This is a genomic window from Acinetobacter sp. SWAC5, assembly GCF_003419885.1.
GTDB lineage: Bacteria > Pseudomonadota > Gammaproteobacteria > Pseudomonadales > Moraxellaceae > Acinetobacter > Acinetobacter cumulans.
In genome coordinates this window covers 60,208-86,364 of sequence record NZ_QUWR01000016.1, presented here as the reverse complement: position 1 = coordinate 86,364, position 26,157 = coordinate 60,208, and the positions used below count along the sequence as shown (strand labels likewise).

23 protein-coding genes are annotated in these 26,157 nt (G+C 36.6%); 3 read left to right on the top strand and 20 right to left on the bottom strand.

The features are described 5' to 3' along the window. Window positions 1-34: 34 nt before the first annotated feature. Entirely contained in the window at window positions 35-1,303 is a 1,269-nt protein-coding gene (locus tag DYI81_RS12605) for a UDP binding domain-containing protein (RefSeq protein ID WP_117007710.1), read from the bottom strand. Window positions 1,304-1,321: 18 nt separating this feature from the next. Next, window positions 1,322-2,197, bottom strand: a complete 876-nt coding sequence (galU, locus tag DYI81_RS12600) for a UTP--glucose-1-phosphate uridylyltransferase GalU (protein ID WP_117007709.1) — start codon at window positions 2,195-2,197, stop codon at window positions 1,322-1,324. 206 nt (window positions 2,198-2,403) lie between these two features. Here galU and DYI81_RS12595 point away from each other — a divergent pair, with 206 nt between their 5' ends. Next, complete coding sequence (locus DYI81_RS12595) at window positions 2,404-3,042, top strand: sugar transferase (protein WP_240627409.1); 639 nt, start codon at window positions 2,404-2,406, stop codon at window positions 3,040-3,042. A gap of 62 nt (window positions 3,043-3,104) precedes the next feature. Continuing rightward, a complete protein-coding gene (locus DYI81_RS12590; protein WP_117007707.1) occupies window positions 3,105-4,532 on the top strand; it encodes a mannose-1-phosphate guanylyltransferase/mannose-6-phosphate isomerase in 1,428 nt (475 codons plus the stop codon). A 46-nt stretch (window positions 4,533-4,578) separates the two neighbouring features. On the opposite strand, the gene DYI81_RS12585 is transcribed toward DYI81_RS12590, so the two are convergent. Then, window positions 4,579-5,718 carry a glycosyltransferase family 4 protein gene (locus DYI81_RS12585; protein WP_117007706.1) on the bottom strand — a complete coding sequence of 380 codons (1,140 nt, stop codon included), beginning with the start codon at window positions 5,716-5,718 and terminating at the stop codon, window positions 4,579-4,581. Window positions 5,719-5,843: 125 nt separating this feature from the next. Here DYI81_RS12585 and DYI81_RS12580 point away from each other — a divergent pair, with 125 nt between their 5' ends. Next, window positions 5,844-6,839, top strand: a complete 996-nt coding sequence (locus DYI81_RS12580; protein WP_117007705.1) for a glycosyltransferase family 1 protein — start codon at window positions 5,844-5,846, stop codon at window positions 6,837-6,839. Window positions 6,840-7,255: 416 nt separating this feature from the next. Here DYI81_RS12580 and DYI81_RS12575 read toward each other — a convergent pair whose 3' ends face one another. From DYI81_RS12575 to tviB, 17 genes are all read right to left on the bottom strand, one after another. Then, window positions 7,256-8,503, bottom strand: coding sequence for a hypothetical protein (locus tag DYI81_RS12575; protein ID WP_117007704.1), 1,248 nt, complete (start codon window positions 8,501-8,503; stop codon window positions 7,256-7,258). Beyond that, the gene (locus DYI81_RS12570) at window positions 8,500-9,552 is read right to left on the bottom strand and encodes a glycosyltransferase (RefSeq protein ID WP_117007703.1); all 1,053 of its coding nucleotides are present in this window, start codon (window positions 9,550-9,552) and stop codon (window positions 8,500-8,502) included. Before DYI81_RS12570 ends, DYI81_RS12575 begins: the two co-directional genes overlap by 4 nt. Then, window positions 9,549-10,637: a glycosyltransferase family 4 protein gene (locus DYI81_RS12565; RefSeq protein ID WP_117007702.1), complete on the bottom strand. Its 1,089-nt coding sequence runs from the start codon at window positions 10,635-10,637 to the stop codon at window positions 9,549-9,551. The genes DYI81_RS12570 and DYI81_RS12565 overlap by 4 nt, the downstream gene beginning before the upstream one ends. 9 nt (window positions 10,638-10,646) lie before the next feature. Continuing rightward, a complete protein-coding gene (locus DYI81_RS12560; RefSeq protein WP_117007701.1) occupies window positions 10,647-11,813 on the bottom strand; it encodes a nucleotide sugar dehydrogenase in 1,167 nt (388 codons plus the stop codon). Next, on the bottom strand, window positions 11,806-13,098 hold the full coding sequence (locus DYI81_RS12555) for an oligosaccharide flippase family protein (RefSeq protein ID WP_117007700.1): 1,293 nt from the start codon (window positions 13,096-13,098) through the stop codon (window positions 11,806-11,808). Before DYI81_RS12555 ends, DYI81_RS12560 begins: the two co-directional genes overlap by 8 nt. 181 nt (window positions 13,099-13,279) lie before the next feature. Continuing rightward, window positions 13,280-15,121, bottom strand: a complete 1,842-nt coding sequence (locus DYI81_RS12550) for a nucleoside-diphosphate sugar epimerase/dehydratase (RefSeq protein WP_117007699.1) — start codon at window positions 15,119-15,121, stop codon at window positions 13,280-13,282. Between the two features lie 60 nt (window positions 15,122-15,181). Next, window positions 15,182-16,351: a DegT/DnrJ/EryC1/StrS aminotransferase family protein gene (locus DYI81_RS12545; protein WP_117007698.1), complete on the bottom strand. Its 1,170-nt coding sequence runs from the start codon at window positions 16,349-16,351 to the stop codon at window positions 15,182-15,184. Window positions 16,352-16,386: 35 nt separating this feature from the next. After that, window positions 16,387-17,046 carry a NeuD/PglB/VioB family sugar acetyltransferase gene (locus DYI81_RS12540; RefSeq protein ID WP_171356360.1) on the bottom strand — a complete coding sequence of 220 codons (660 nt, stop codon included), beginning with the start codon at window positions 17,044-17,046 and terminating at the stop codon, window positions 16,387-16,389. After that, complete coding sequence (locus DYI81_RS12535; RefSeq protein ID WP_117007696.1) at window positions 17,043-17,645, bottom strand: sugar transferase; 603 nt, start codon at window positions 17,643-17,645, stop codon at window positions 17,043-17,045. Before DYI81_RS12535 ends, DYI81_RS12540 begins: the two co-directional genes overlap by 4 nt. Next, window positions 17,642-18,784 (bottom strand): glycosyltransferase family 4 protein, encoded by a 1,143-nt coding sequence (locus tag DYI81_RS12530; protein ID WP_117007695.1) that lies wholly within the window; start codon window positions 18,782-18,784, stop codon window positions 17,642-17,644. Before DYI81_RS12530 ends, DYI81_RS12535 begins: the two co-directional genes overlap by 4 nt. Next, a complete protein-coding gene (locus tag DYI81_RS12525; protein ID WP_117007694.1) occupies window positions 18,781-19,875 on the bottom strand; it encodes a glycosyltransferase in 1,095 nt (364 codons plus the stop codon). The genes DYI81_RS12530 and DYI81_RS12525 overlap by 4 nt, the downstream gene beginning before the upstream one ends. Continuing rightward, window positions 19,872-20,990, bottom strand: coding sequence for a glycosyltransferase (locus DYI81_RS12520; RefSeq protein ID WP_117007693.1), 1,119 nt, complete (start codon window positions 20,988-20,990; stop codon window positions 19,872-19,874). Before DYI81_RS12520 ends, DYI81_RS12525 begins: the two co-directional genes overlap by 4 nt. A gap of 31 nt (window positions 20,991-21,021) precedes the next feature. Continuing rightward, complete coding sequence (locus DYI81_RS12515; RefSeq protein ID WP_117007692.1) at window positions 21,022-21,570, bottom strand: acyltransferase; 549 nt, start codon at window positions 21,568-21,570, stop codon at window positions 21,022-21,024. Window positions 21,571-21,690: 120 nt separating this feature from the next. After that, window positions 21,691-22,284 (bottom strand): acyltransferase, encoded by a 594-nt coding sequence (locus DYI81_RS12510; RefSeq protein ID WP_117007691.1) that lies wholly within the window; start codon window positions 22,282-22,284, stop codon window positions 21,691-21,693. After that, window positions 22,284-23,456: an oligosaccharide flippase family protein gene (locus tag DYI81_RS12505; RefSeq protein ID WP_117007690.1), complete on the bottom strand. Its 1,173-nt coding sequence runs from the start codon at window positions 23,454-23,456 to the stop codon at window positions 22,284-22,286. Before DYI81_RS12505 ends, DYI81_RS12510 begins: the two co-directional genes overlap by 1 nt. Window positions 23,457-23,466: 10 nt before the next feature. Continuing rightward, on the bottom strand, window positions 23,467-24,489 hold the full coding sequence (locus DYI81_RS12500) for an NAD-dependent epimerase/dehydratase family protein (RefSeq protein WP_117007689.1): 1,023 nt from the start codon (window positions 24,487-24,489) through the stop codon (window positions 23,467-23,469). Between the two features lie 13 nt (window positions 24,490-24,502). Continuing rightward, window positions 24,503-25,780: a Vi polysaccharide biosynthesis UDP-N-acetylglucosamine C-6 dehydrogenase TviB gene (tviB, locus tag DYI81_RS12495; protein WP_117007688.1), complete on the bottom strand. Its 1,278-nt coding sequence runs from the start codon at window positions 25,778-25,780 to the stop codon at window positions 24,503-24,505. Between the last annotated feature and the right edge of the window lie 377 nt (window positions 25,781-26,157).

The window sequence follows — 26,157 nt, the reverse complement described above, 5'->3', positions numbered from 1 at the left end:
TGTGAATCTTGTTTCGGAAATTGCTCTATATTATTCATAATCGTCCCACCCCCTCGTATGCAAAGCCCTCTTCTTTTACATAGTGTGGGTCATAAATATTACGACCATCTAATATAAAAGGATGCTGCATCACGTTTTTTAATCGTCGATAATCAGGACTCCAATATTGTTTCCATGCTGTAACTAAACACAGTGCATGCGCATTTTCTGCTGCTTCATATTGGTCGTCACACAAAATTAGATCATCGCGCGCCCCATAAGCCTTTTCAATTTCAGGCAATGCTCTTGGGTCATGCAGTCGAACGGTCACCTTTTGTGCCCAGAATGCTTGTAGTAAACTGTGGATCGGTGAATTGATAATACTGGATGAGCTTTCTCTAAATGAAGCCCCCCATATTGCGACTGTTTTACCCTGAATATCTGCCTTATAATAGTTCCAAAATTTTCTGAACAGCAATTCTTTCTGCTGCTCATTAATTTCCCAAACCTGTTGTAATAATCGACTACGATTGCCTGAATCAGTGACGGTTTGCGACAAAGCTAAAATATCACGTGAGAAATTTTCCCCACCAAAGCCCACACCAGAATATAAATAGCTTGGCCCGATACGGCTATCAGCTCCTACCCCTAAACGTACATTTTCAATATCAATATTGAGTTTTTCAGCAACTAAGGACAGATCATTCATATAACTGATCCGCGTTGCTAACATGCCTGAAATACTCATTTTAGTAAATTCAGCATCTAATATTGGCATAAAAATCAGCTGATGCATACGTGGATAAATCGGCCGTAACAATTCTTTTATCTGTTTCTTAGCAAAAGCATCTTCATTCGTTCCAATCACAATTGACTTAGATTGTGCAATATTTTCAACTGAAGAGCCTTCCTGCGTCATATCAGGTATATATACCCACGCATCTTTAGACAAAATATCTTGTAGCGTCTTTGTTCCTTGTAAACCAAAGGTCGAACTATTAACCATCAATTTAGGATGAATAATCGGTTCAACTTTTAATTTATGAGCCAGTTCAATTGCGACATCTAATTTTGAAGGGTTGAAGGCCAAGAAATAGACATCAAATTCGTATTTTAAAATCTGCGACAAATCACAAATTTTTAAAGCACCGTTCAGCTGCTGTAATTCAATAATCTTTTTTAAATTGGAATCGAAAGGCAAATTATGTACATGAAAAAAGCGGATATCAGACTCTGGACACCAGATCACACTATGCCCATGTTCAGCAAATAATGCCCCCATAACCGCTGCATTAAGCGTCGAACCAAATACCGCAATTTTCATATACATCCTCTGTTTATTTTAAGCATCGAGCTCTTTAATAAGTGTTTTAAATTCTTCACCAAGTTGCGGATGTGCAATTCCATAGTGCAAAACTGCTTTTAAATAGCCAATTTTGCTACCACAGTCAAAGGTTTGACCTTTCATACGATAGGCTTCAACTGATTCTGTTTGTTGCAACAATGCAATGGCATCAGTCAATTGAATTTCATTGCCTGCACCCTTAGGTGTCTGCTCAAGTAATTGCATAATTTTTGCTGGGAGCACATAACGTCCCACCACAGATAGGTTAGAAGGTGCTGTCCCTACTGCAGGCTTTTCAACAATCCCTTGCATTTCGATGCTATGGCCTTCCTCTGGGGTTGTTGCCACATCAACAATACCATACTGATCGACTAACTCATCAGGAACAGCTTCGACCATAATTTGCGAAGCTTTTGATTCATTAAAACGACGAATCATCAAACTCAAATCATTATCCGCCGCATCATCTTTAACCAGTACGTCTGGGAGTAAAACTGCAAAATCATCTTCACCTACAATAGATTTTGCACAAAGTACAGCATGCCCTAAACCTAATGGTTGAGGCTGACGTACACTCACAACACTCACATGTGCAGGTAAAATTTCTGTAATTGTTTTTAACAGATCATATTTCTTTTTATTTTCTAAAGTTGTTTCAAGCTCAAAGTTACGATCAAAATAGTTTTCAATTGAAGCTTTAGAGCTATGTGTGACCAAAATGATTTGCTCTACACCAGCCGCAACAGCTTCACGTACCACATATTCAATGGCTGGACGGTCTACAACTGTTACCATTTCTTTAGGAATAGATTTACTTGCAGGTAAAAAACGCGTACCTAAGCCTGCGACTGGAAGAATTGCCTTTTTAATCATATTTAAAACACTATATTAAACTATTATAAATAACTATATAATGCCATATTAATAAAAAAATATATATTAAATATTCAGTTAAAATTCAAAGAATTTTACACCACATAAACCAAACATAGATATTTTGCTGTACTAAAAGGATAGTTTAACTTTATAATCCTATTCATTTAGATATTTCAGTCATTTTTATGACGAGCATTATTAATATGAAAGACCTTCAAATAAAAATGGCTAAGCCATTGCCTCGAACCTTTAAGCGACTATTTGATATATGTTTTGCATTAATAACTATTTTCATTTTATCGCCATTTCTTATATTAATATATATCATTGTAAAAACTGATAAAGGCCCAGCTTTTTACGGACATGAAAGAATTGGCAGAAATGGTAAAAAGTTTAAATGCCTAAAATTTAGATCAATGGCTACTAATTCCAAAGAATTACTGGAACAAATTTTAGCACAAGATCCAGAAGCCCGAAAAGAATGGGAGCAAAGCTTTAAATTAAAGAATGACCCCAGAATCACTAAAATTGGCCATTTCCTAAGAAAAACAAGTTTAGATGAACTCCCTCAGTTGTTTAATATATTAAAAGGTGAAATGAGTACTGTTGGACCTCGCCCTGTTACAGAAAAAGAGGTCGATTTTTATAATGATAACAAAAGCTACTATTTAGCAGTAAAACCAGGTCTTACTGGGCTATGGCAAGTTAGTGGCCGAAGCAATATTGATTACAACACCCGTATTCAAATAGATAAACATTATGTACAGACATGGTCATTCCTTAAAGATATGATTATTATTAAAACTATTAAAGTTGTTTTATTTAGAGAGGGTGCTTATTAAATAAGTACCTTCAATTTAAAAATTTATCTAATTTCTAACCCATAAAATATCAAAGGCGCAAAATGATTCCTGTGATTCTATCTGGTGGCTCTGGCACGAGACTTTGGCCACTTTCAAGATCTAACTATCCTAAACAATTTTTACCCATTACTGAAGAAAAAACATTATTTCAGTTAACTTTAGAGAGAATTACACAATTAAATCATGCTATAGATAACTTTCAAAACCCTATTATTGTTACCAATGAAAATCATCGCTTTATTGTTGCCGAACAACTAAGACAACAGAAACTCAACGCAAAAATTTTACTTGAACCCGTTGCTAGAAACACTGCACCTGCTATTGCTGCCGCCGCAGAACTTGCCCTCTCTTATGAAGATGATCCAGTTTTGCTCATTCTTGCTGCAGACCATGTTATACAACAGCAAGAAGCTTTTAATGATGCTGTTAAAGTGGGCTTAGAAGCGGCTGAATCTGGTCTACTGGTGACTTTTGGTATTGTTCCTACTTCACCAGAAATCGGCTATGGTTATATTAAAGCATCAGACTCAATTTCTACAGACCAAGCAATAAAAGCATGCAAAGTTGAGCAATTTGTAGAAAAACCAGATACTCAAACTGCCCAACAATATTTAGACCAAGGTTCGTATCTTTGGAATAGTGGCATGTTTATGTTTAAAGCTTCTGTGTATTTACAAGAGTTACAGAAATTTAATTCAGCTATTGCAAATCAAGCCAAAGAATCATTCAAACTTAGCAAAAATGATTTAGATTTTGTACGATTAGATCAAGAAAGTTTTAAAAAATCACCTGATGACTCTATTGATTATGCCGTAATGGAAAAATCTGATCAGGTTGTTGTTGTGCCTCTTAAAGCCAATTGGAGTGATGTAGGTGCTTGGAAAAGTGTATGGGAAGTCAGCAACAAAGATCAAAATGGCAATGTTTGCCGTGGCGATACCATCGCTGTAAATACATCTAATTCTTTAATTCATGCTGACAGTCGCTTAGTTAGCGTCCTTGGATTAGATGATGTTGTTGTGATTGAAACACCTGATGCTGTTTTAGTTGCAAATAAAAATAAAGTCCAAGACATTAAAAAGATTGTAGAAAAATTAAAATCAAATGAACGTACCGAGGTGGATACTCACCGTAAAGTATATCGCCCTTGGGGATGCTATGATTCCATTGATAATGGACAACGCCACCAAGTGAAATGCATTACAGTGAATCCTGGGCAAAAGCTTTCTTTACAAATGCATCACCACCGTGCAGAGCATTGGATTGTCGTTAGCGGAACGGCTCGCATCCACAAAGGCAAAGAAACTTTCTTACTCACTGAGAATGAATCCGTGTATATTCCGCTCGGAGAAACACATGCGCTTGAAAACCCAGGAAAAATGCCACTAGAACTAATTGAAGTTCAGTCAGGTTCATATTTGGGTGAAGATGATATTGTGCGTTTTGAAGATTTATACGGACGTGTATAAATAATAACTAAAGGGCCATTATCGTAAATGGCCCTTTGTCTTCTATTTAGAAACCTCTTGTTTCCCATTTTTGAGCCACATATTGATTGAACTCTTCTCTAAATCTAGCATCTGAAAATTTGATAGCATTTGCTCGACAGTTTTCAGGAAGATATAAATCAACATGCGATTCAAATTGATGAACTGCATTTACAATGCTTTGTACATCCTGATGACCAAAAAATAATCCTGATGGCTTATTGAGTAAATCAGAATTTACAGTTTCCAAGGCACCACCTTTACCAAAAGCAATTACTGGTGTTCCACAAGCCTGTGCCTCTACAGGTGTAATTCCAAAGTCTTCTTCTGCTGCAAAAACAAAAGCTTTGGCTCTACGCATACAATCTTGCATGACTTCATTCGATTGATAACCTAGAATTTCAACATTACTCTTAGCTTTGGACTTAATTTTTTCCATGTCTGGCCCATTACCAATTACAACCAACTTTTTATTTGGCATTTGTGAAAAAGCTTCGACAATCAAATCAATCTTCTTATATGGAACCATTCTTGAGGCAGTGAAATAAAATTCCTCTTTTGATTCCTCTATAGTAAATCGATCAGTCTCTACAGGTGGATAAATAACATCTGCATTACGGCCATAAACTTTTTTTATTCGTCTCGAAATAAACTGTGAATTTGCTACAAAATGATCCACACCATTAGCAGTTCTATAATCCCACATTCGAATTTTGTGAAGTAACCAGCGCACTATAACAGCCTTAATACCCTTATCTAAGCCTAACTCTCTTAAATATTGGTGCTGTAAATCCCAAGCATAACGAATAGGAGAATGCACATAACTAATATGCAATTGATCAGGTCCTGTTAACACACCTTTTGCAACCGCATGACTGCTCGACAAGACAACATCATAAGCAGATACATCTAGTTGCTCTATTGCTAGTGGCATTAAAGGTAAATAGTTTCTATACTTAGTTTCTGCCTTAGGCAATTTTTGAATAAAAGAAGTTTTTGCATGTTTACCTAAAAAATGTTGTCGAGCATCATCATTTAAAAAGTCAATGACAGAAAATAAATCCGATTTTGGAAATACTTTAAGCATCTCAGTCATTACTTTTTCAGCGCCCGCATAAGTTACAAGCCAATCTGCAACAAAAGCTATTTTAGGTTCATAATTTTCCATACTTTGCTCTTTTATATAATCGTAAAAAGATAATGATAAAAATAAGAATATATGTAAATAAAAAAAGACTTATATCTTAAGATTATTTATAATTAGATCAACTTTATTGATTAATTATTCATTATATGAAAAAAAAATCAGAAAAAATTATTTTTGATACTCGATGGATAGGAGAACACGGTATTGGACGCTTTGCTAAAGAAGTATACGATAAAGAAATATTCCAACCTATCACACTAAAAGGCAACCCTGTCAGTATATTTGATGTATTAAAGCTGACATTGTATTTGTTACTACATCGGGATTTTTTCTATTCCCCTGGGTTCAATGCACCATTGTTTTTTCTAAATCGCACTGCAATCACTTTGCATGACTTAAATCATATAGATTTAGATGCGAATAGCTCTGTTTTAAAAAGACTATACTATAATTTAATTTTAAAACGTGCTTGTAGAAAATGTGCATTCATTGTCACTGTCTCAGAATTTTCTAAGAAAAGAATCGTAGAATGGAGTGGAGTAAACCCTAATAAAGTAAAAGTAATTTATAATGGAGTTTCTGAAGCATTTCACCCAAATGTAAAGGCATATGAACCAGGTTTTCCATATATCTTCATAGTCGGGAATCGAAAACTTCATAAAAATGAAGATAGAGCCATGCGTGCATTTGCACAAGCAAATATAGATAAAAATATTAGATTATTGTTTTCTGGAAAACCATCCGATCAATTACTACAAACTTCAAAAGAATTAAATATTGAAAATCGCATAATATTCTTAGGCCAGCTTAGTGAAAAACAACTTGCTAGCACCTATAAAGGGGCAATTTGTTTATTATTTCCATCACTCTACGAAGGCTTTGGACTACCAGTCATTGAAGCTAATGCTTGTGAGACACCAGTAATTACATCAAATATTGGAGCTCTACAAGAAATTACTGAAAAAGAATTTAATATATTAATCAACCCTGAATCAATACTGGAAATTAAAGAAGCTATAGAAAGTTTCACTAATAAAACATCCGTTCAAAAAAATAAATCCATTAAAATTCATTTAGAAAAATTTAACTGGGAAATATCAAAAAAGCAATTAAAGAATTACTTTAATTTCAATAGCGTATAAATGTATTTACGATGAAATATGTAAATTCATAGAATCTTTCTGATGTAGTACTGTAGTATCATCTAATGAACCTTGGATTTTAATGATTGCTGAATTATAGAAGCCAAATCTAAAGGCAGACCATCTAATTTAAGCATAGAGAATTAAATCCACCATGCTTAAATTAGGTGATCTGCATTAGGCTGGGAAATACTATTTCAGTCGCTCAACCATCAAATCAAAGATTTACCAAGAGATACCTATATATCATTTAAGCTGTATTCCACAGGAACCTTTTTTGAATCGATGCATTTAATTCACCACCTATATCTGAATGTTTAAAATTTTCGTCACAAATAATCAGAAAAGACATATTTTTTGATGAATGATAACTATTTAATATAAGAATCCATTATTTAAATAGGATAAATACAAATTTACACATTATTTAATTTATCCATTTTAAATGATTTTTCAACATAAAAACCATAAGCTATAATTAAAGAATAAATAAAATACAAAAAGTAAAGATATATTGGATTCAACGACATACTTGCTATCCAATATGCAAGAATCAAAAAAAATAGAATACTATTACGATAAATAAAAGATTTTAATAAAAAGTATAAAGAGATAATCAAATACCCCAACAAACCAATCAAACCAGAAAATCCCATAATAGAATATATATTAACTTCGGTTGCTTCAGAACCAATTCCACCAAAGCCAAATAAAAAATAGAATGGATCTGATTTCAAGAATTTAAGCATATAGTTTACTTGTTCCATTCGAATAAAATATGATGGATCATCAGAAATATTACCAAAAAATATAGCATTCCCTTTCCTATAAATTAACTCACCAACAATATCAAAATCATTGTAGTTAATATATATGTAACTTAAAACTCCAAAAATAAAAGAAAAAACTAGCAAAGATAAAATTTTAAATATATATTTTGATGAGTAGAAATATATTAAAAATGTTAAAAACAACAGTGCAAAGCCTGTAGTTGTATTTTGAAACAAAATAGCTATAACCAAAATAATAAAACAAAAAGCCTTATATACTTTAGAAATATCTAAATATCTTAAAATAATCAATGACAAATTTAAAAAACAAACATCTAACGTAGGATAACCTATACTTATACGACCATACCACTTATTACCTAAAATCTCATACAAATTAGGGATGAAAAAAAATAAAACAATAGTCAATAAACTATAAATTAAGCTAAATACAACTATTGCCTTTAAAATAATATTTAAAGAAAAATCTTTCTTTTCTTGAAAAAGATAATTTGCGGTATAAACCAAACAAAGCATACTAAAAAATTTCATCCATCGCCCAATACCTTCACCATATGAATAAAATAAAGGTTTAGCAGTATTAGCTCCTCTCATATCTTGAATATACATATGATCTGGATAAAACAAAATGCTTATAATAAATGTATACAGCGCAATAAAAATTAAAATAATATAAAAGAATATCATTTCCCTATTAAGTTTTATTTTCTTTAAAAGAAATATCAAAATAGCTGGCAGTATTATAAAAAAATCTCTTAAAAAAGAGAAAGGAAAGTAACTTTGAGTTAATCCACCACGAACACCATCAAAAATAGCAAAAAAGATTGATATTAAATACATAAAAAATATTAATGTAAAAAAATTCAGTTTCATTTAATTTCTCTATTTATTAGCTCCACAAAATCAGAAGTACTTGAAAAAAGACAATTACTATCAATATAATCTTTCATTCCGTCTCTATTGCTAGCTAATACAAAAATACCTAACTCTATTGCTTCTAACATGACCAAAGGAACTCCCTCAAATCTAGAAGGCATTACTAAAAAATCACACTTAAATGCTATGTCCCATGGCTCTGATAACCAACCATAAAAAGTTACTTTCACATGTGGACACTTTAACTTAAATAATTTTTTTAATTTTTCTTCATCTGGGCCATTGCCAATAATATGAACAACAACCTTAGAAAAATCGATATTTGCTTGGCTTAATGCCTCAACAAAAATATCTTGCCCTTTTTGACGAAAATAAATCCTTCCAATTAAAAAAATATTTATTTTATCATCAGACCTTTCATTCAAATAAGATTTTCTCATCTCCTTATATAACTCAATATTTCTAACTTTATTCTTAATAAGAAATATTTCAGATTCCCCATTAATACACTTTAATTTCTCAGCACAATCATTATTTATTGTAATAAATTCAAAAACTCTTGAATAAGATATCTTTGAAAGAAGGTCACGAATAAATGAAAATTTTTTATCCATAATATATGCTGAATGTGCATAAGGAATATATGAAGAAAATTTAATTTTTTTTTCGTACAAATAGTTTAAAATTGAACCACCAATCTCTATATCACCCTGCACTAAAATTATTTTACTATATGAATTCCAATTTATTTTTTTTAAAAAATTATTTAAGACTATTTTTCTATAAATATTAAAAAAAGTTTGAATAATTTCAATATGGGGTTGTGAGCAAGGTAATACGAAATAACTTATTTTCATTTCGTTTAAAATTTTTATTAAATTAGAATTTTTTAAATCGCAAGCCACATTTACGTTTATATTTAAATCCATTAAATCTTTTATAATATTAATCGTCATTAATTCATGACCACCTACAATTTTAGATGGGAAAATAAATAAAGGCGTAAAACCAAAATATTCCTCATATCCATCAATTGACAAATTCATATTTCCAAAACCTCTTTCCAACTTTGTGCAACATTTTTAATACTATAATTATTAACGCTTTTTATAGCGTTAAGTCTTATAATATTAATTTCCTTACAATCAACATTCATTAAAATATTATAAATTTCATCAACTGCATTTTCTTCTTTGATTATAATTCCATTTACATTATTTTTAATTACACTTTTTGGGCCAATATGGTCTGAAGCTAATACGAGTAGCCCACTTGCCATTGCCTCAATAATAACCAAGCCAAACAACTCTTCCCATCCATTAATTTTTTTAGATGGAAGTAACAAAACATGACTATTTTTAAAAATTTTTGCTACATCATCTTTATTAGATATATACCCTAAGTAATTAAAATTTTTTTTTCCTTTCATTTCATTTAATACATAATTCTCAAGCTCACCTCCTCCGACAAAAGTAACTTCATATTTATTCTCATCTAATCTATGTATTAAATCACAAATTTCCATGATTCCTTTTTCAGGTATCATACGTCCAACATATAATACATTTATTTTTTCTGATATATCTTTTGGCGCACTAACAGAAAATTTTTCTAAATTTACACTATGAGGAATAATTGAAATTTTATTTCTTTTATCTTCTAAAATCCCCTCTTTAAAGCTATCAGCCACTGGCTTACTCAAACATATATATTTATAGTTTTTATTATTTAAAATTAAGGAATATAATGGCTTAAAAACTATTCTATTTAGAAGTTTTATATGTGGAACACTATTCCCCCACCAATATGGCCAAGATGTATGGTAATATACTTTGTTTCTAAAACAAAGAATGCTATAAAATATAACTCTATAATCGTAAGGTGCACTTCCAAAAATTATCACCTTATCTTTAATAAAAAATATTTTAAATCTAAAAATAAAATTTTTAATTGATCGAAAAAATTCCTGTCTAATATTATTTCTTTTTAGAATAGCTTTTAATAATCTCTTAAAAACCGAAGTTTCATAATATGATAAATTTTCAATTTCATTTCTCTCTTTAAGAAATTTAACCGCATCAAAATAAATCTTACCATCGACATCATGAAGTATTATCACATCTTTTTTCATAAGAAGTCCTTAATTCTCACCAAACAAATCACGTGTATACACTTTATCGAGTACATCACTTAATTCATTTACAGCCCGATTCGCAATAATCACATCTGCACGTTTTTTAAAAACAGAAAAATCATTTACTACTTCAGAATTATAAAACCGCTCTTCAGACAAATTCGGCTCATAGACAATTACATCAATACCTTTGGCTTTAATTCGCTTCATAATACCTTGAATCGCAGATTCTCTAAAGTTATCCGAGCCTTGTTTCATCACTAAACGATAGATTCCAACCACTCGTGGCTTTAACTGTATAATTTGTTGCGCAATAAAGTCTTTACGAGTGGTATTGGACTGAATAATTGCACCAATTAAATTTTGTGGCACAGCTTGATAATTGGCTAATAACTGTTTGGTATCTTTAGGTAAGCAATAACCACCATAACCAAATGATGGATTATTATAGTGGCTACCTATTCGAGGGTCCAAACCTACAGCTTCAATAATATCTTTACTGTTTAATCCACGTAATTCACAATAAGTATCTAATTCATTAAAATAAGCTACACGCATTGCTAAGTAGGTATTAGAAAACAGTTTTACTGCTTCTGCTTCTGTTGACTCCATCAATAAAACATCAACATCATCTTTTAATGCCGCCTGCTGAAAAAGCTCCCCAACCTTACGCCCTGTTTCTGAACGATCACCAATCACTATTCGTGAAGGATATAAATTATCGTATAGCGCTTTACCTTCTCGTAAAAACTCTGGTGAAAAGACGATATTTAAATCTGGGTATTGGATGCGAATATTTTGAGTAAAACCTACTGGAATAGTTGATTTAATAATAATCGTTGCTTTTGACTGTAATGTATCTAAATCTTTAATTACTTGTTCAATAGAGGAAGTATCAAAGTAATTAGTTTCTTCATCATAATTGGTCGGTGTCGCAATAATGATAAAATCTCTAGCCTTATAAGCAATCTCCTGATCAAGTGTTACTTCAAAATGAGTAACGTCAGTTAAATATTTTTCAATATATTCATCCTGAATTGGAGAGATTCCATTTTTCAGTAAGTCTACCCTGCGTGGATCTATATCTAATGCAATCACCTGATGCAGATTAGCAAACATCATTGCATTAGATAAACCGACATAACCTGTGCCTACGACTGTAATTTTATACATCTGAAGTACTCTGAATCTTATTTGTTAAATTTAAATGCTTTTTAAATAATGGGAAGAAATGTATCTTAAAAATTAAGCCATTTTTATAAAAATAATTGAATAGGGTAGCAGAAAGAAATTCAATCAACATCATACTATATGCCGCACCTTTCGCACCGCCATAATAAATACAAAGCCATGCGATTGGAAAAGATAGAACAGCAACAACTAACATTTTACGTGAAATATAGCTATAGCTTTCCTCTTTAATCAGCAAACGTGCTGCAATAGTGCCTAAACCTGAAAACATCGCTGCAAAACATAATACAACTAACAACTCCTGTGCTTCCTTATAGGCTGATCCATAAAGCCATTCAATTACATATGGACCCAGTATATACAGTACACATGCGACCCCTAAAGAAATGAGAATAACAACTAAATTTAGTTGAAATACCATTTTATATGATTTAAACGCATCTTTCTCACTATAAATACTACTTAACACAGAGGTAATAATGGCCAAATTTACAAAAGACCATGAAATACCTAAAGGTAATGCAGCAGCATAAATCCCAAGTGCTTTTGTTGACTGCAAAGTACCTAATAAAAAACTAGTAATTTGAGTATAAAAAGCTATCGACAAACTCGACAAAAGTAATGCACTACCTGCAAAAAAATAGTACTTTTTATATTGATTATTCGATTTTATTTGAACTTTATATTCTTTATTAAAAATGAAACTCTTAAGTAAATAAGGAACGAGTGTCACAACAACAATTGGAATAGCTAAATATTCGTAAGCGCAGTCATTGATTACCAGAATATAACGAATTAACAATGCAAAAATTAACCCCAAAGTATTTGATACTGCATTAATATAAGAATTTAAGGTTGCATTATTGTAAATATTATAGATATCTTGTGTTAAAAAATAACTTGATAATGCCGTTGCAATACCAAATACAACTGTTAACATATCTGAAAATATATAAAGAACTATTAATACAGGCAACGAAATAATCAAAAAAATGATACTTCTTAATTTTTGTGTAGCATGCAAGTATTTTAAACCAGAATATGAATTTTTACTAACGCGCTTAAATAAAATTTCTTGATTTCCAAACCACACAAAACTTTGTACAAAAGTAAATATAGTTGTTACTAAGGCAATCTTTCCAAAGTTATTTGGACCTATATATTTTGCAACATAAGACATCACAAAAATAAGACCAAATATACCAATAAACTTTTCAAACATCATCCACAGTGAGTTAGATGCTATTTTTTTGGAAAAAATCCCCATAATTTAAAACACTCTAATCAATGAGCATTCAGCATTTAGCATTCATGCAAATTTATATTCTACCTATTAAAACAAGTACAAAAATAGGCGCCCAGTATAATATCTATTAGGCCTATTGTCTTGCTTTTAGTTACTATCATTTAAATTAATCGTTTTTGTTCATTCACAACTAAACCAATCTTTATCGAAACCCTTCTACATATTTTTTTAAAATTTCTTTCATTTCTAAGTCATTATTTTTTTCACTGTTCAATAGAAGTGCAGAGAATACTGTAACCATTTCATTTAAATTAAAATATTTCTCAAAAGACTTTAAAATCCGCTCATGCCCTGTCTTTTCAACATTTTCTGCATCAATTAATAATTCTTCATATAGTTTTTCACCTGGTCTTAGCCCTGTAAATTCAATCTTAATATCCCCAAGCCCTTTTTCATCTACAGGCTTAAAACCACTCAAGCGAATCATTTGTTTGGCTAAGTCTACAATTTTAACAGGCTCGCCCATATCTAATAAAAACACATCACCACCAGTACCCATTGCCCCTGCTTGAATCACCAGCTGTGCAGCCTCTGGAATAGTCATAAAGTAACGCGTTACTTCAGGATGTGTCACCGTGACAGGTCCGCCTTGTGCAATTTGCTTTTTAAACAATGGCACCACAGAACCTGATGAACCCAGCACATTACCAAAGCGTACAATACTGATTTGAGTCTTTGGATTTGTCGATGCTAAACCCTGACAATACAGCTCTGCCATACGTTTAGAAGCACCCATCACATTGGTTGGACGTACCGCTTTATCCGTTGAAATTAAAACAAAAGTTTCAACATTTTGATTCACCGCAGCATCTACACTGCGCTGTGTGCCAATTGAGGTATTGTAAATACCTTCAAATGGATTTGCCTCCACAAGCGGCACATGCTTATAAGCTGCCGCGTGATACACCGTTTGTACCGCATACTGTTGCAATATACGTTCCAGTTTTGACTGATTGGTGACAGAACCTAAGACTGGAATAATGTGTATATCAGATGCCTGCAATTCACGGTCAATCGAATACAAAGCAAATTCAGACATTTCAAACAGCACCAGCAATTTCGGCTGATGCTTCACGATCTGACGGCATAACTCAGAGCCGATCGACCCCCCTGCCCCTGTCACCATGACCACTTTATTTTTAATGTTTTTTTCTAACAATTCAGCTTTAGGCGGTACAGGATCGCGCCCAAGCAAATCAATAATATCCACTTCACGAATATCAGAGACTTGGACTTGCCCATCGACCAACTGGGTTACCCCAGGCAACTCCATAATTTTGACATCAGCCGAATCAAAAGATTCAATAATCTCTTTTTTTCGTGCACGTCCGACCGAAGGCATCGCAAGTAAGACTTCTTCAATACCAAATTTACCCAATTTAGTTTGTGCTTTTTTGGGTGAATAAATCTTTAAACCACTTAATGACTGTCCTTTTAAAGAGCGTTTATCATCAATAAAACAAACAGGTAAATAGTCATCTGAACGGTTTAAGGCTGCTGCAATTTGCTGACCTGCTAAGCCTGCACCATAAATTGCCACGCGCTTACGGCTTTGTTTTTTGGCAAAGGTTTTTAATGTTGCATAACGAATGACTGCACGGCTCCACCACATATATGAAAACAGCATAAAGCCATACATCAGTGGAATACTCATAGGAATAAAAGCAACATTCAGTTTTTTAATCGTGTACAGCGCCACAATTTGAATAAATGTTCCGATTAAAATTCGCAACAAATAGTCTTCATTAAAAGAACGGACAATTGCGCGGTAAATCCCAAGTAAAGCAAAAATAGCAATGCCAAAAATACCGACATAGATATACCAAGCGTCTAAGCCTTGCATGACCTGTACATTCGGACGCGCCAAACGAATGGCATAAGCCAGCCACATCATTAATGGTAAAACACAGATATCCATCAGCACCAAAACAATTTGCTTTTGGCGACGCGGTAGTGATGCTATAGATCGGATAATGTCTTTCACAACGTGCTCGAATCAGGTCAAGGGAATATTCGCGCCTAATATTATACGCGCTTTTCAGGTTTAGATTTTTGCGATGACTTGCGTAATGACATCCACGGTTTTTTGCATGCTGGCATCCGACAATGTTGGATGTACCAAGAACATCAAACTGCTTTCACCGAGTTGTTTTGCTTGTGGCAATGATTGTTTTGGACGCCATGCTGTGCCATCAAAGGCTTTTTCTAAATACACTTCTGAGCATGAACCGCTAAAGCATGGAACAGCTTGAGATGAAATTTCCGCCATGATGCGGTCACGTGACCAGCCTTCTGGCAAAGCATCAACCTTGACTTGCACATAGCATTTATAAGCGGCATGTACATAATCGTTTGACGGTTTCGCTACGGTAAAATAAGGGCTACTTTCAAATACGGCTTGGATACGTGCCATATTGGCATTACGTTTTGCCGTCCATTCAGACATTTGTTTGAGTTGCAGACGACCAATCACGGCTTGCATTTCCATCATGCGCCAGTTGGTGCCAAATGAATCATGCAACCAACGGAAGCCCGGTGGATGTTGTTTGTTATAGACGCTATCAAAGTTTTTGCCGTGATCTTTATACGACCACATTGTTTTCCAAAGACCTTCATCATTGGTGGTGACCATCCCGCCTTCACCGCCTGTAGTCATAATCTTATCTTGGCAGAATGACCATGCCCCAATATGACCAATTGAACCTGCCGATTTACCTTTGTACATCGCGCCATGTGCTTGGGCACAGTCTTCAATTACAAAAATGCCTTTTTCCTCAGCCAATTGCATGATCGGATCCATATCACACATCCACCCTGCCAAATGCACACAAATAATGGCTTTGGTATTTGGGGTGAGAACTGCTTCAATGGTACGGCGTGAAATATTTTGTGAATCCAGCTCCACATCGGCAAAAATCGGATTGGCACCTGCGGTGACAATTGAACTTGCTGACGCTAAGAAAGTCCGTGAGGTGACAATCACGTCATCACCTGCACCAATACCCAAAGCTTTAAGGGCTAAATCGAGTGCCACTGTACCATTGGCAACGGCAACCGCATGCTGAGTTCCTGCAAACTGTGCAAATTCCTTTTCGAATTCACGGCATTCCTGACCTGTCCAATAATTCACTTTATTGGATAATAGGACTTTTGACACCGCATCGGCTTCTGCTTGGGTAAAGCTTGGCCAAGGCTCAAATGCACTGTTTAACATGGAATTTTCCCAGTCTAAAAATCGAGTTTAAAAATCTATTTTGAAGTCACAATTCGGGCGGGATTACCGACCACGGTGACGCCTGCGGGTACACTTTTGGTCACGACAGCACCCATACCCACAATTGCACCTACACCAATCACTAAAGGCTGATCAGGTGTGCCCTGCTTAATCATCGCACCCGCGCCAATATAGGCATGCGCGTGTATATGAATATTGCCGTTGCATTTTACGCCTGGTGCGAAAGTAACGAAATCCCCAATCACACAATCATGCTCGACATAACTGTATAAATTGGCATGAAAACACTTGCCGATTTTGACATTGGAGCCAATGCTGACAAAAGGACTTAAAGCAGAACCTTCAGCGAGTTCAATTTGATCCATTAAAACCACATGGTCCGCAGTGATCGACCAAAGCTGAATGCCATCCGCTTCTAAACGCTGAGCGATTTTTTCACGCACACGACTATTGGCAATCGCAATTTGCACGTATTTTGTCGATGCAAATTCATTTAAAAAAGCTTGGTAATTCATGGCGCGATGACCATTGACCGAAGCAATGTCTGTTAAAGCATCATCGATAAAGATAATTTCAGACGCATCACCTTGACGTACCAATTGCTGACGCGCGACAGGCATCAGGCTACGCCCACAACCTGAAGCCCCATAAATCGCATAGAGTGTGGTCATTATTTTTGTTCCGGTGTGCCGGTAAATTTTGTCATGGTGGCTTCGCCTTCGGCACTGATATCATCCTTGGCAATCACTTTTTTCACGGTTTTTAGCATGATTTTAAAATCGAGCCATAAGGACTGATTTTCCACATACCAAGTATCGAGTTCAAACTTTTTTTCCCATGAAATGGCATTACGCCCATTCACTTGAGCATGACCTGTAATGCCCGGACGCACGTTATGACGCTTGGCCTGCTCACGATTATAGAGCGGTAAGTATTCCATCAATAATGGTCGTGGTCCGACAATACTCATATCGCCTTTAATCACATTCCACAGTTCAGGCATTTCATCCAAACTGGTGGCACGGAGCATTTTTCCAAATGGCGTCAAACGCTCACTGTCAGGTAAAGGATTACCCTGCGCATCGAGCGCATCTTTCATGGTGCGAAACTTCACCATTTCAAACGGTTTGCCATGCAGACCCGGACGCACCTGACGGAATAAAACAGGCGAACCTAAATTCTTTTTTACCTTATGCGCCACAATAAAATACACAGGCGACAGCAGAATTAAAGCGGTCGATGCAATTGCAATATCTAAAATACGTTTAATCATCGCAACATTCCCATTTCAGCCATCATGTGTGCATTAACCTGATGTACATCGTATTTATTCAGCGCGATTTCACGTGAACGCTGTCCCATATATTCAATCAATTTTGGATCTTCAATAAAGTACTGCATGCTTTGCACCAAATCATCGACTGATTTCACCCCGACCAAATAACCATTTTGCCCATGTTGAACAGTTTCACGACAACCTGGTGCATCAGTGGTAATAATCGCACGTCCCATCGCCATCGCTTCTAACACGGTACGTGGCGTACCTTCACGATACGACGGCAATACATAGACCGAGCTTTCTGCAATTGCAGGACGCACGTCACTCAGTTTACCCCAATAGTTGAGGCGACCATCGGCAATCCATTCATCAAGTTCTGCTTGGGCAATGGCTGAGGGATTATCATCAATCCAACCGACCAAATGAAACTCAGTTGCTGGGTGTTTTGCTTTGATGATCCGTGCGGCTTCGGCATATTCACGTACGCCTTTATCACCGAGCAAACGTGCAATCAGTAAGAATGAGGCTTTGACTACGCCCGCATCATTTTGCGGTAAGGGCAATACATCAAAGTCTTGCACATTCACCCCTGAGCCATTCACCACCACCGTCGGTTTTTCAGCTTCAAGCAAATGCATGTCTTGGAATAACTTCAAATCATCAGGATTTTGGAAAAAGACTTTATCGCTATGTTTCAAGGCTTGTGCATATAAACCATGCACCATTTTTTGAAACAGACTGCGTTTACCCGATTCGACATTTTGGAAGGCATAACCTAAACCGGTAATTAAAGCAAAGCGATGTGGGACTTTTGCCAACCATGATGCGAGCATGCCATAAATGACTGGCTTAATGGTATAAGACAGCACATAGTCAGGCTGAATTTGACGGATTTGCTGATACAGGTTTTTAAGTAATTTTAAGTCTGCAACAGGATTAGTGCCGGTGCGTTGCATTGGAATATCATGTAAATGATAGCCAAGAGCTTCCATTTTCTGTTGTTCTTCAGGGAAGCTTGCAAACTCAGGCGCCATGATGTGAATCTCATAGCCTTGATTTGCAATCGCTTCTAATAACTTGCCACGGAAGTTCAGTGCAGAGGGCAAATAACTACATATCATTAAAAACTTCATGCCTGTTGGCTCCACACCTGCATATATTGACCGCTGACGGTTTCGATACTGAAATTCTGTTCAACTCGTTCACGCGTTGCTTGTTTTAAAACGTGTTTTTCTGCTTCTGGTTTTTGCACATACGCCAAAATTGCCTCTGCCAAAGCGTGTGCATTTCGTGGCGGCACAATTGCGCCTAAGTCTTGCACAATGTATTTAGCATCGCCAACATCAGTACTGATACACGGTAACCCTGATGCCATCGCTTCCACCAAGACATTCGGAAAACCTTCAGTAATTGACGTCATAAGAAATGCATCAATCGATTGATAGAACGCAGGCATATCTGAAATTTGATCCAGTAGATGTACCTTTTCGACATCTAATTGATACTGTTCAAATAAGGCTTTGACGTCCACATTCTCGAAACTCGCCCCGCTCCCTGCAATTTTAAAGATGATGTTCTCATCTTTCAGTAAGCCCATGGTTTCAAATAAATAGGGATAGCCTTTAGCAGTATGATAGCGCCCTGCAAAACCAATCACGGTTGGCTGATGCAATTCAGGGTTCGGCTGAAATTTATCAAGAAATACCCCATTGGCGATCACTTGGCTATTTGGGTTTTGAAAGCCAAATGCTTGGTGTTGTTCTAATGAAGAATGCGCACAATAAATAATGCTATTCGGCTGTTTCGATAAGATTTTACTTAAACCTAAAGCAATCTTGGTGCTGATGGATTCATCTTTCGGAGAAGCAAGCGAGTGATGAATGCCCCACACGACTTTTGGTTTTTTTGCTAAGCCAATGACACTCAAACTGGTTAAGGCATTGGCATGGTACATCCAGCATTGCACGGTTTGAGGTTGTAACTGCTTCAGCAATTTACGTAGTTTTTGAATAGCACTCAGGGTATTGATGCCATTCCAACCTAAAGCATGGTGTGATGTACAACGCTCCAAAGTGCTTTGATACACGCTCGATGTTTTCATCAAACTGATGATCACATGCTGATATTGGTTTTCAGTATATTGAATCAGACGTACCAACATCATTTCTGCACCGCCCACCCCTGCAAAGTTGGTGATCACATGCACCATCAACGGTTTGCTCATGTTGCAGACTCCATCATGTTTAAGTACTGCTTTAATACCGTTGCTTTGTGGAATTGCTGAATATGCGCTTCAAAATCAGCTTCTGAATAATGTACATAATCGGCAAAAATTGCCTGTTGCATGGCTTGCGTCAAGCCTGCTTGATCATTGCATTCGACCAATAAGCCAAATTTTGCATGGTCCAAAATTTCCATTGGTCCACTTGGACAATTGGTACTGACCACCTTCACTTTAGACGCAAGTGCCTGAATCAGCACCCCCGGTAGACCTTCCCAATTTGAACTTAAAACAAATAGCGACGCATATTTAAAATAGGCATACGGGTTTGAATCAAAGCCCGGTAAATCTACGACATCTTTTAAGCCCAAGTCCGATACCAAAGCTTCAAATTCAGCGCGCAATTCCCCTTCCCCCAAAATGATCAGACGTGTTTCAGAATGCTGATCGTGTAAAGCTTTAAATGAACGGATCAAAAAGCCAAAGTTTTTCGCTTCAGTCAGACGCCCTACTGCCAAAATCACTTTATTGTGACCATCAAAAAAGCGATGCGTGACAGGCGCTTTGAGCTTTTCAAAATAGGCATCATCTAGTACAGGGTTATAAATGGTACTGAGGTTATTTTTCTTATAGCTGTAGTATTCACGAAAATCTGTTTCTACGCCTTTAGAGACACAGACTACTTGCTGTGCCATGGGATAAGTCCAATTCACCAAAGTTTTTAAAACAAATTTAGCAACACCTTGCAACTTCATATTTTTAGATGGCGTCGATACTTCGCGGAAGATCAATGCGGTTTGAACGCCTGCCAGTTTTTTGGCAATACCCGCCACAATATTGGTATGGGTTTGCGTTGCCACCAAGCAATCATAGTGCTCAGCTTTCAGCTTTATTTTTAAGGGGTTGATGCTATTCATCACTCGACCGCAATTAAAATTCACCAATTGAATTTTCGGGCTGACTTCAGGCAAAAGTTTGGCTTTATCACCTGTGACATCACACACACCCAAATGAATATTCAGACCTTGTTCTGCAAAGCTGTTGGCGAGTTGAATGACTGTACGTTCTGCACCGCCACCGCCCAAGCTCGGCAAAAAGAACATGACTTTATTCAACATAATCAGACCTAAATTTTAAAATGGGAGAATATTAATGCGGTGATTTTGAAGCTTGAATCGCCATGGCACGTTCCACCCGCTCACGATAATCCGTGATGCCAGCAAGCTCACTGTCACTGGCACAGGTGCTTTGAATTTTGGCTTGATAGTCAACAAAACTGGATACCACTTTGGCAGGTACGCCAATCGCCACGCTGTGATCAGGAATGTCTTTGGTCACCACCGAGCCTGCGCCAATCACCACATTCGAGCCAATGCTCACACCGGGCATTACGATTGTATTGACCCCAATAAATACATGCGAACCGACTTGAATTGGTGCAAAGCGTTGGTAGCGTTTACCTTGCGCATCTTTCACCAAACAGGTACTGCCATCATGAGTAATAAATTTCACCCCTGAAGTAACCGTCACATGATCGCCAATGCTGACCAAAAATGGTTCTGAGCCCCAGCTTTTAATATAAATTCGGCAGTTTTTCCCGACTTTCACACCTTTTTTACGTGCATAAGCCACACTGCCTTTTGCCATAAAATAAGCCAAATCAAACAGCTGTCGAAAAGCAGAAATCATAAATGACATACACAGTACCTGAATGGAGCGAGGCAACTTAGAAGGAGGAAAATAAGTCAGCTATTTTACGCTGAAAATCTACTTTACGATATGGAAACCGCAGTCACGATGCAGGATGAAAAAATAAGATCACAGCGATTTGATTTTTCTAGCAGGACTGCCGACATAGACACCCGAGTCATCCAAAGGTTTCGACACAAGGCTACACGCGCCAATCACCGAATCACTTGGAATTTTCACACCATCAAGTACCGTCACCCGCGCACCAAGCCAAATATTTTCGCCTAAACTGACCCCTTGTTTGGTAATGGCATCTTTCACCAACACATCAGGTTCACCAAATTTATGATTACTGGCAATGATGATGCTTTGCGTGCCAATACGGGTGTTATCGCCAATGCTCACACCGCCACAGCCATTAATAAATGACTTAGAGTTAATACTGACATCTTTGCCAATCGACACCTTGCCACCAAAGCATTTGATGTAACAACTTTCACCAATAAAACTGTTATCCGCGATTTCTAAGCTTGCACCTTGCTCGACAATTAAACTGACATGATCACCAATATAAACATTCTGACCAATCTTCACTTGTCCACTAATATCAACCGTACAGGCTTTACCGAAATAACGAAATTTCGTGCCAAAAGCCACATTATAAAATTGCTGACGGCATTGTGCAGTGAACCAATTCATCAGTTTTAACAGTTTAAAAAACATCAGCTTTTGTTTCTCCACACCACATATAAAATGGCAAAGTTATAAATGATTAGTGCCACAGGCACCGCCAAGAGCATATAAATTTTATCGGTACATAAAGCATATAAGCCTGCAAATAAAGCGAACTTAATCATGAGTTCTACGATTTGCAGTTTAAATAACACTTGGCTATTGCGCTTGGCAATTAAATAAGCCGAACTTGGCGGATTACAAAAAACCGCCCAATAGCCCAACGCCAAAATTTGGAAATAGGTCGAGATGCCAACCCATTCAGAACCGAAAATCCAAAGATATAGCGATTCAGGCAAGATAAAGAAAATTGCAAAAAGAGGCAGTGATACCAAACTTAAAAGCACACTTGCCTTCAAGGCATTCTTATTTGAATCCGTGCTTTTAAACTTACGGATAAAAAATTGACGTAAGGTTTGTGAAATCAAATTGATCGGAACACGTAAAGTCCGCTCAACAATGGCATAAAAACCCATCGCCTGCACACCGACAAAATGCGACACCACATAATACGGTAAATTATGTGAAAAACTGTTCAGCAAGGCGTGAGGCGTATTGGCATAGATAAAGTCTTGATAATTTTTAAACGCGCGCCAACTGACTTGATAAAGTTGATGTTTTAGTAAATAAATCAGCACCGCCACAATCATGATAATCGAGCTGACGTTATAACTATTCACCAAGCTGATCTGCATCACGAATGGCAACGAGAGTTGTACCAACACGACAATGGCACTTCTAAAAATATTTAAACCTGCACAAAAATATTCTTTATGTGCGGAAAATTGATAGCTATAAACGCTTTGAAGCAAGGTATTGGCAAGCACACCTGTAGCGACCGCACCTGCCATTTCAACATTTAAAATAACACTGATGACAATGCCACTAAGAATTGCAATGCCTGTTGAGAACACCGCCCCTTCAAAAATCAGACTTTTTTTATCTTGTTCCTCAGCGACCAAAAGCGCTTGATCTAAACGCAAATTGGCTACTGTTGAAAGTACACTGACAATCGCCAAAGCAATGCCATACGCGCCAAAATCAGCGACAGAATATAAGCGCGTTAAAACAGGAAGTGCGATAAATGTCATTATCGCACCTGCCAGTAAACTTAAGGTAATCAGTCCAATAGACTGATATTTTGCGAAGAGTTTCGCAATCATCGGTTCAAGATCATTTTAAATTATTGACGTACCAACGCATGGCCAATTGAATGCCTTCGGCAATTTTAAACTGCGGTGCATAACCCAAACCTTGCTCAATTTTAGCAATGCTGGCTTGTGAATGACGTACATCTCCTGCACGGAATTCACGGTATACAGGATCACGCTCAAAGTTCACCGCATTTTCAGCAAGTGCCACTTGAATAGCACGATATAACTCATTCAACGTAGTTCGGTCACCCACAGCCACGTTATAGACTTGGTTTTTGGCGTCATCAGATGCTGTTGCCGCCAAAATATTGGCTTGAACCGTGTTATCGATAAAGCAGAAATCACGGCTGGTTTCACCATCACCATTGATGAAGACATCTTCACCATCAATCATCGATGCCGTCCATTTCGGAATCACCGCAGCATAAGCACCGTTTGGATCTTGGCGTTGACCAAACACGTTAAAGTAACGCAGGCCAATCGCTTTAAAACCGTAGCTGCGTGCAAAGACATCGGCATATAGCTCATTGACATACTTGGTCACTGCATACGGCGACAATGGATTGCCAATATTTTCTTCCACTTTTGGCAATGCAGGATGATCACCATAAGTTGAACTGCTGGCTGCGTATGTGAAGCTGGCAACACCTGCATCACGCGCAGCAGTGAGCATATTTAAGAAACCGCTGATATTGGTGTCATTGGTGGTAATCGGATCGGCAATCGAACGTGGTACAGAACCTAAAGCAGCTTCATGCAAGACATAATCCACACCTGCACAGGCTTTTTGGCAGTCGGCAAATTGGCGAATATCACCTTCAATAAAACTGAATTTTGCCCATTGCTCAGCAGTGACTAAACTTTGCACTTCATCCAAATTATGCTGATGACCTGTAGCAAAGTTATCTAAACCCACTACGGTTTGACCTAACTTGAGCAATGTTTCGAGAAGATTCGAGCCAATAAAGCCCGCAACACCTGTCACCAGCCATGTTTTAGGCGCTGTTTTAAGGTTTTCACATACCTGTTGATATTGATTCATTTTGGTATGCCTCTTACAAACGAAGATCAGATTCAGCTTGAGATAACACGTATTTCAAATCATAGAGTACATGATCAGCCTTACCCAAAGCACGGATGGCATTTACGCCCATGTCTTTAAATTGTTCATGCGCGACTGCCAAAATCACAGCATCATATTCACCTTGTGCAGGCGCTTGTACAGGCTGAATCCCATATTCATGCACAGCTTCAGCAGCATCTACCCATGGGTCATATACATCAACATTGACATGATATTCTTGCAATTCTTTCACAATATCAATGATGCGGGTATTACGAATATCCGGGCAGTTTTCTTTAAAGCTTAAACCTAAAATTAAAACCTTGGCATCTTCTACTTGAATGCGTTTTTTCAGCATGGCTTTCACCAACTGCGTTACCACATAAGCGCCCATACCATCATTTAAACGGCGACCCGCTAAAATAATTTCAGGGTTGTAGCCAATCGCTTGTGCTTTATGGGTTAAATAGTACGGGTCAACGCCAATACAGTGACCGCCAACCAAACCAGGGCGGAACGGTAAGAAGTTCCACTTAGTACCTGCCGCTTGTAATACCGCTTCGGTATCAATACCCATTTTATTGAAAATCAATGCCAATTCATTAATTAAGGCAATATTCACATCACGCTGGGTGTTTTCAATTACCTTGGCTGCTTCTGCAACTTTAATGCTGGCTGCTTTGTGTGTGCCTGCTTCAATAATCAGGTTATAAACTGCATCAACATAATCAGCGACTTCAGGTGTAGAACCCGAGGTGATTTTTAAAATATTCGTCACACGGTGCAATTTATCGCCCGGGTTAATACGCTCAGGGCTATAACCTGCATAAAAATCTTGATTGAATGTTAAACCTGAGTTTTTCTCTAAAACAGGAATACAAACTTCTTCCGTTGCACCCGGATAAACCGTTGATTCATAGACAACCACATCACCTTTTTTCAACACTTTTGCAATGCTTTCTGAAGCTTTAACCAATGGGGTTAAATCTGGTTGTTTATATTCGTCAATTGGGGTCGGAACAGTAACAATAAAGAAATTACAGTCTTCGAGTTGCTGTAAATTCGTGGTGTAGCTTAAATGTGCTGCTTGTTGTAATTCTTCAGGTGAAACTTCTAAAGTATGATCCTGCCCGCTTTGTAGCTCATCAATACGCTTTTGATGGATATCAAAACCCACCACGGGTACTTTTTTTCCAAATTCTACTGCAAGAGGAAGTCCCACATAACCTAGACCAATAATTGCTATTTTTAGTTCAGAAAGCTGTAACATACAGAAGCCTATGCGATCGATGATGAATCATCATGACATGATAATGAGCTTGCTAATATAGCAGAATTTGCTACTAAATGATGCGCTAGAATAAGCGATCACCACATAAATCAACTGGAATACAACCCGAGATACATTATAGAAATAGTCTTAACAATATTTATAAATGCTTATTTTAATAAATCAGTTCAATATTCAAATACATATTAAGCAGCACCTAAAAACAGATGAACTGGCTTACATCAGATATTTTTGAAAAGCTTACGACGCAAAGTTTTCTTGTGTTATATTAGCGCACAATAATGGTATAAATTCATACCGTGTTTTAATCTATATTTGGGGTTTTGTTAACCCGTATGTGTGTGACCCAATTATTT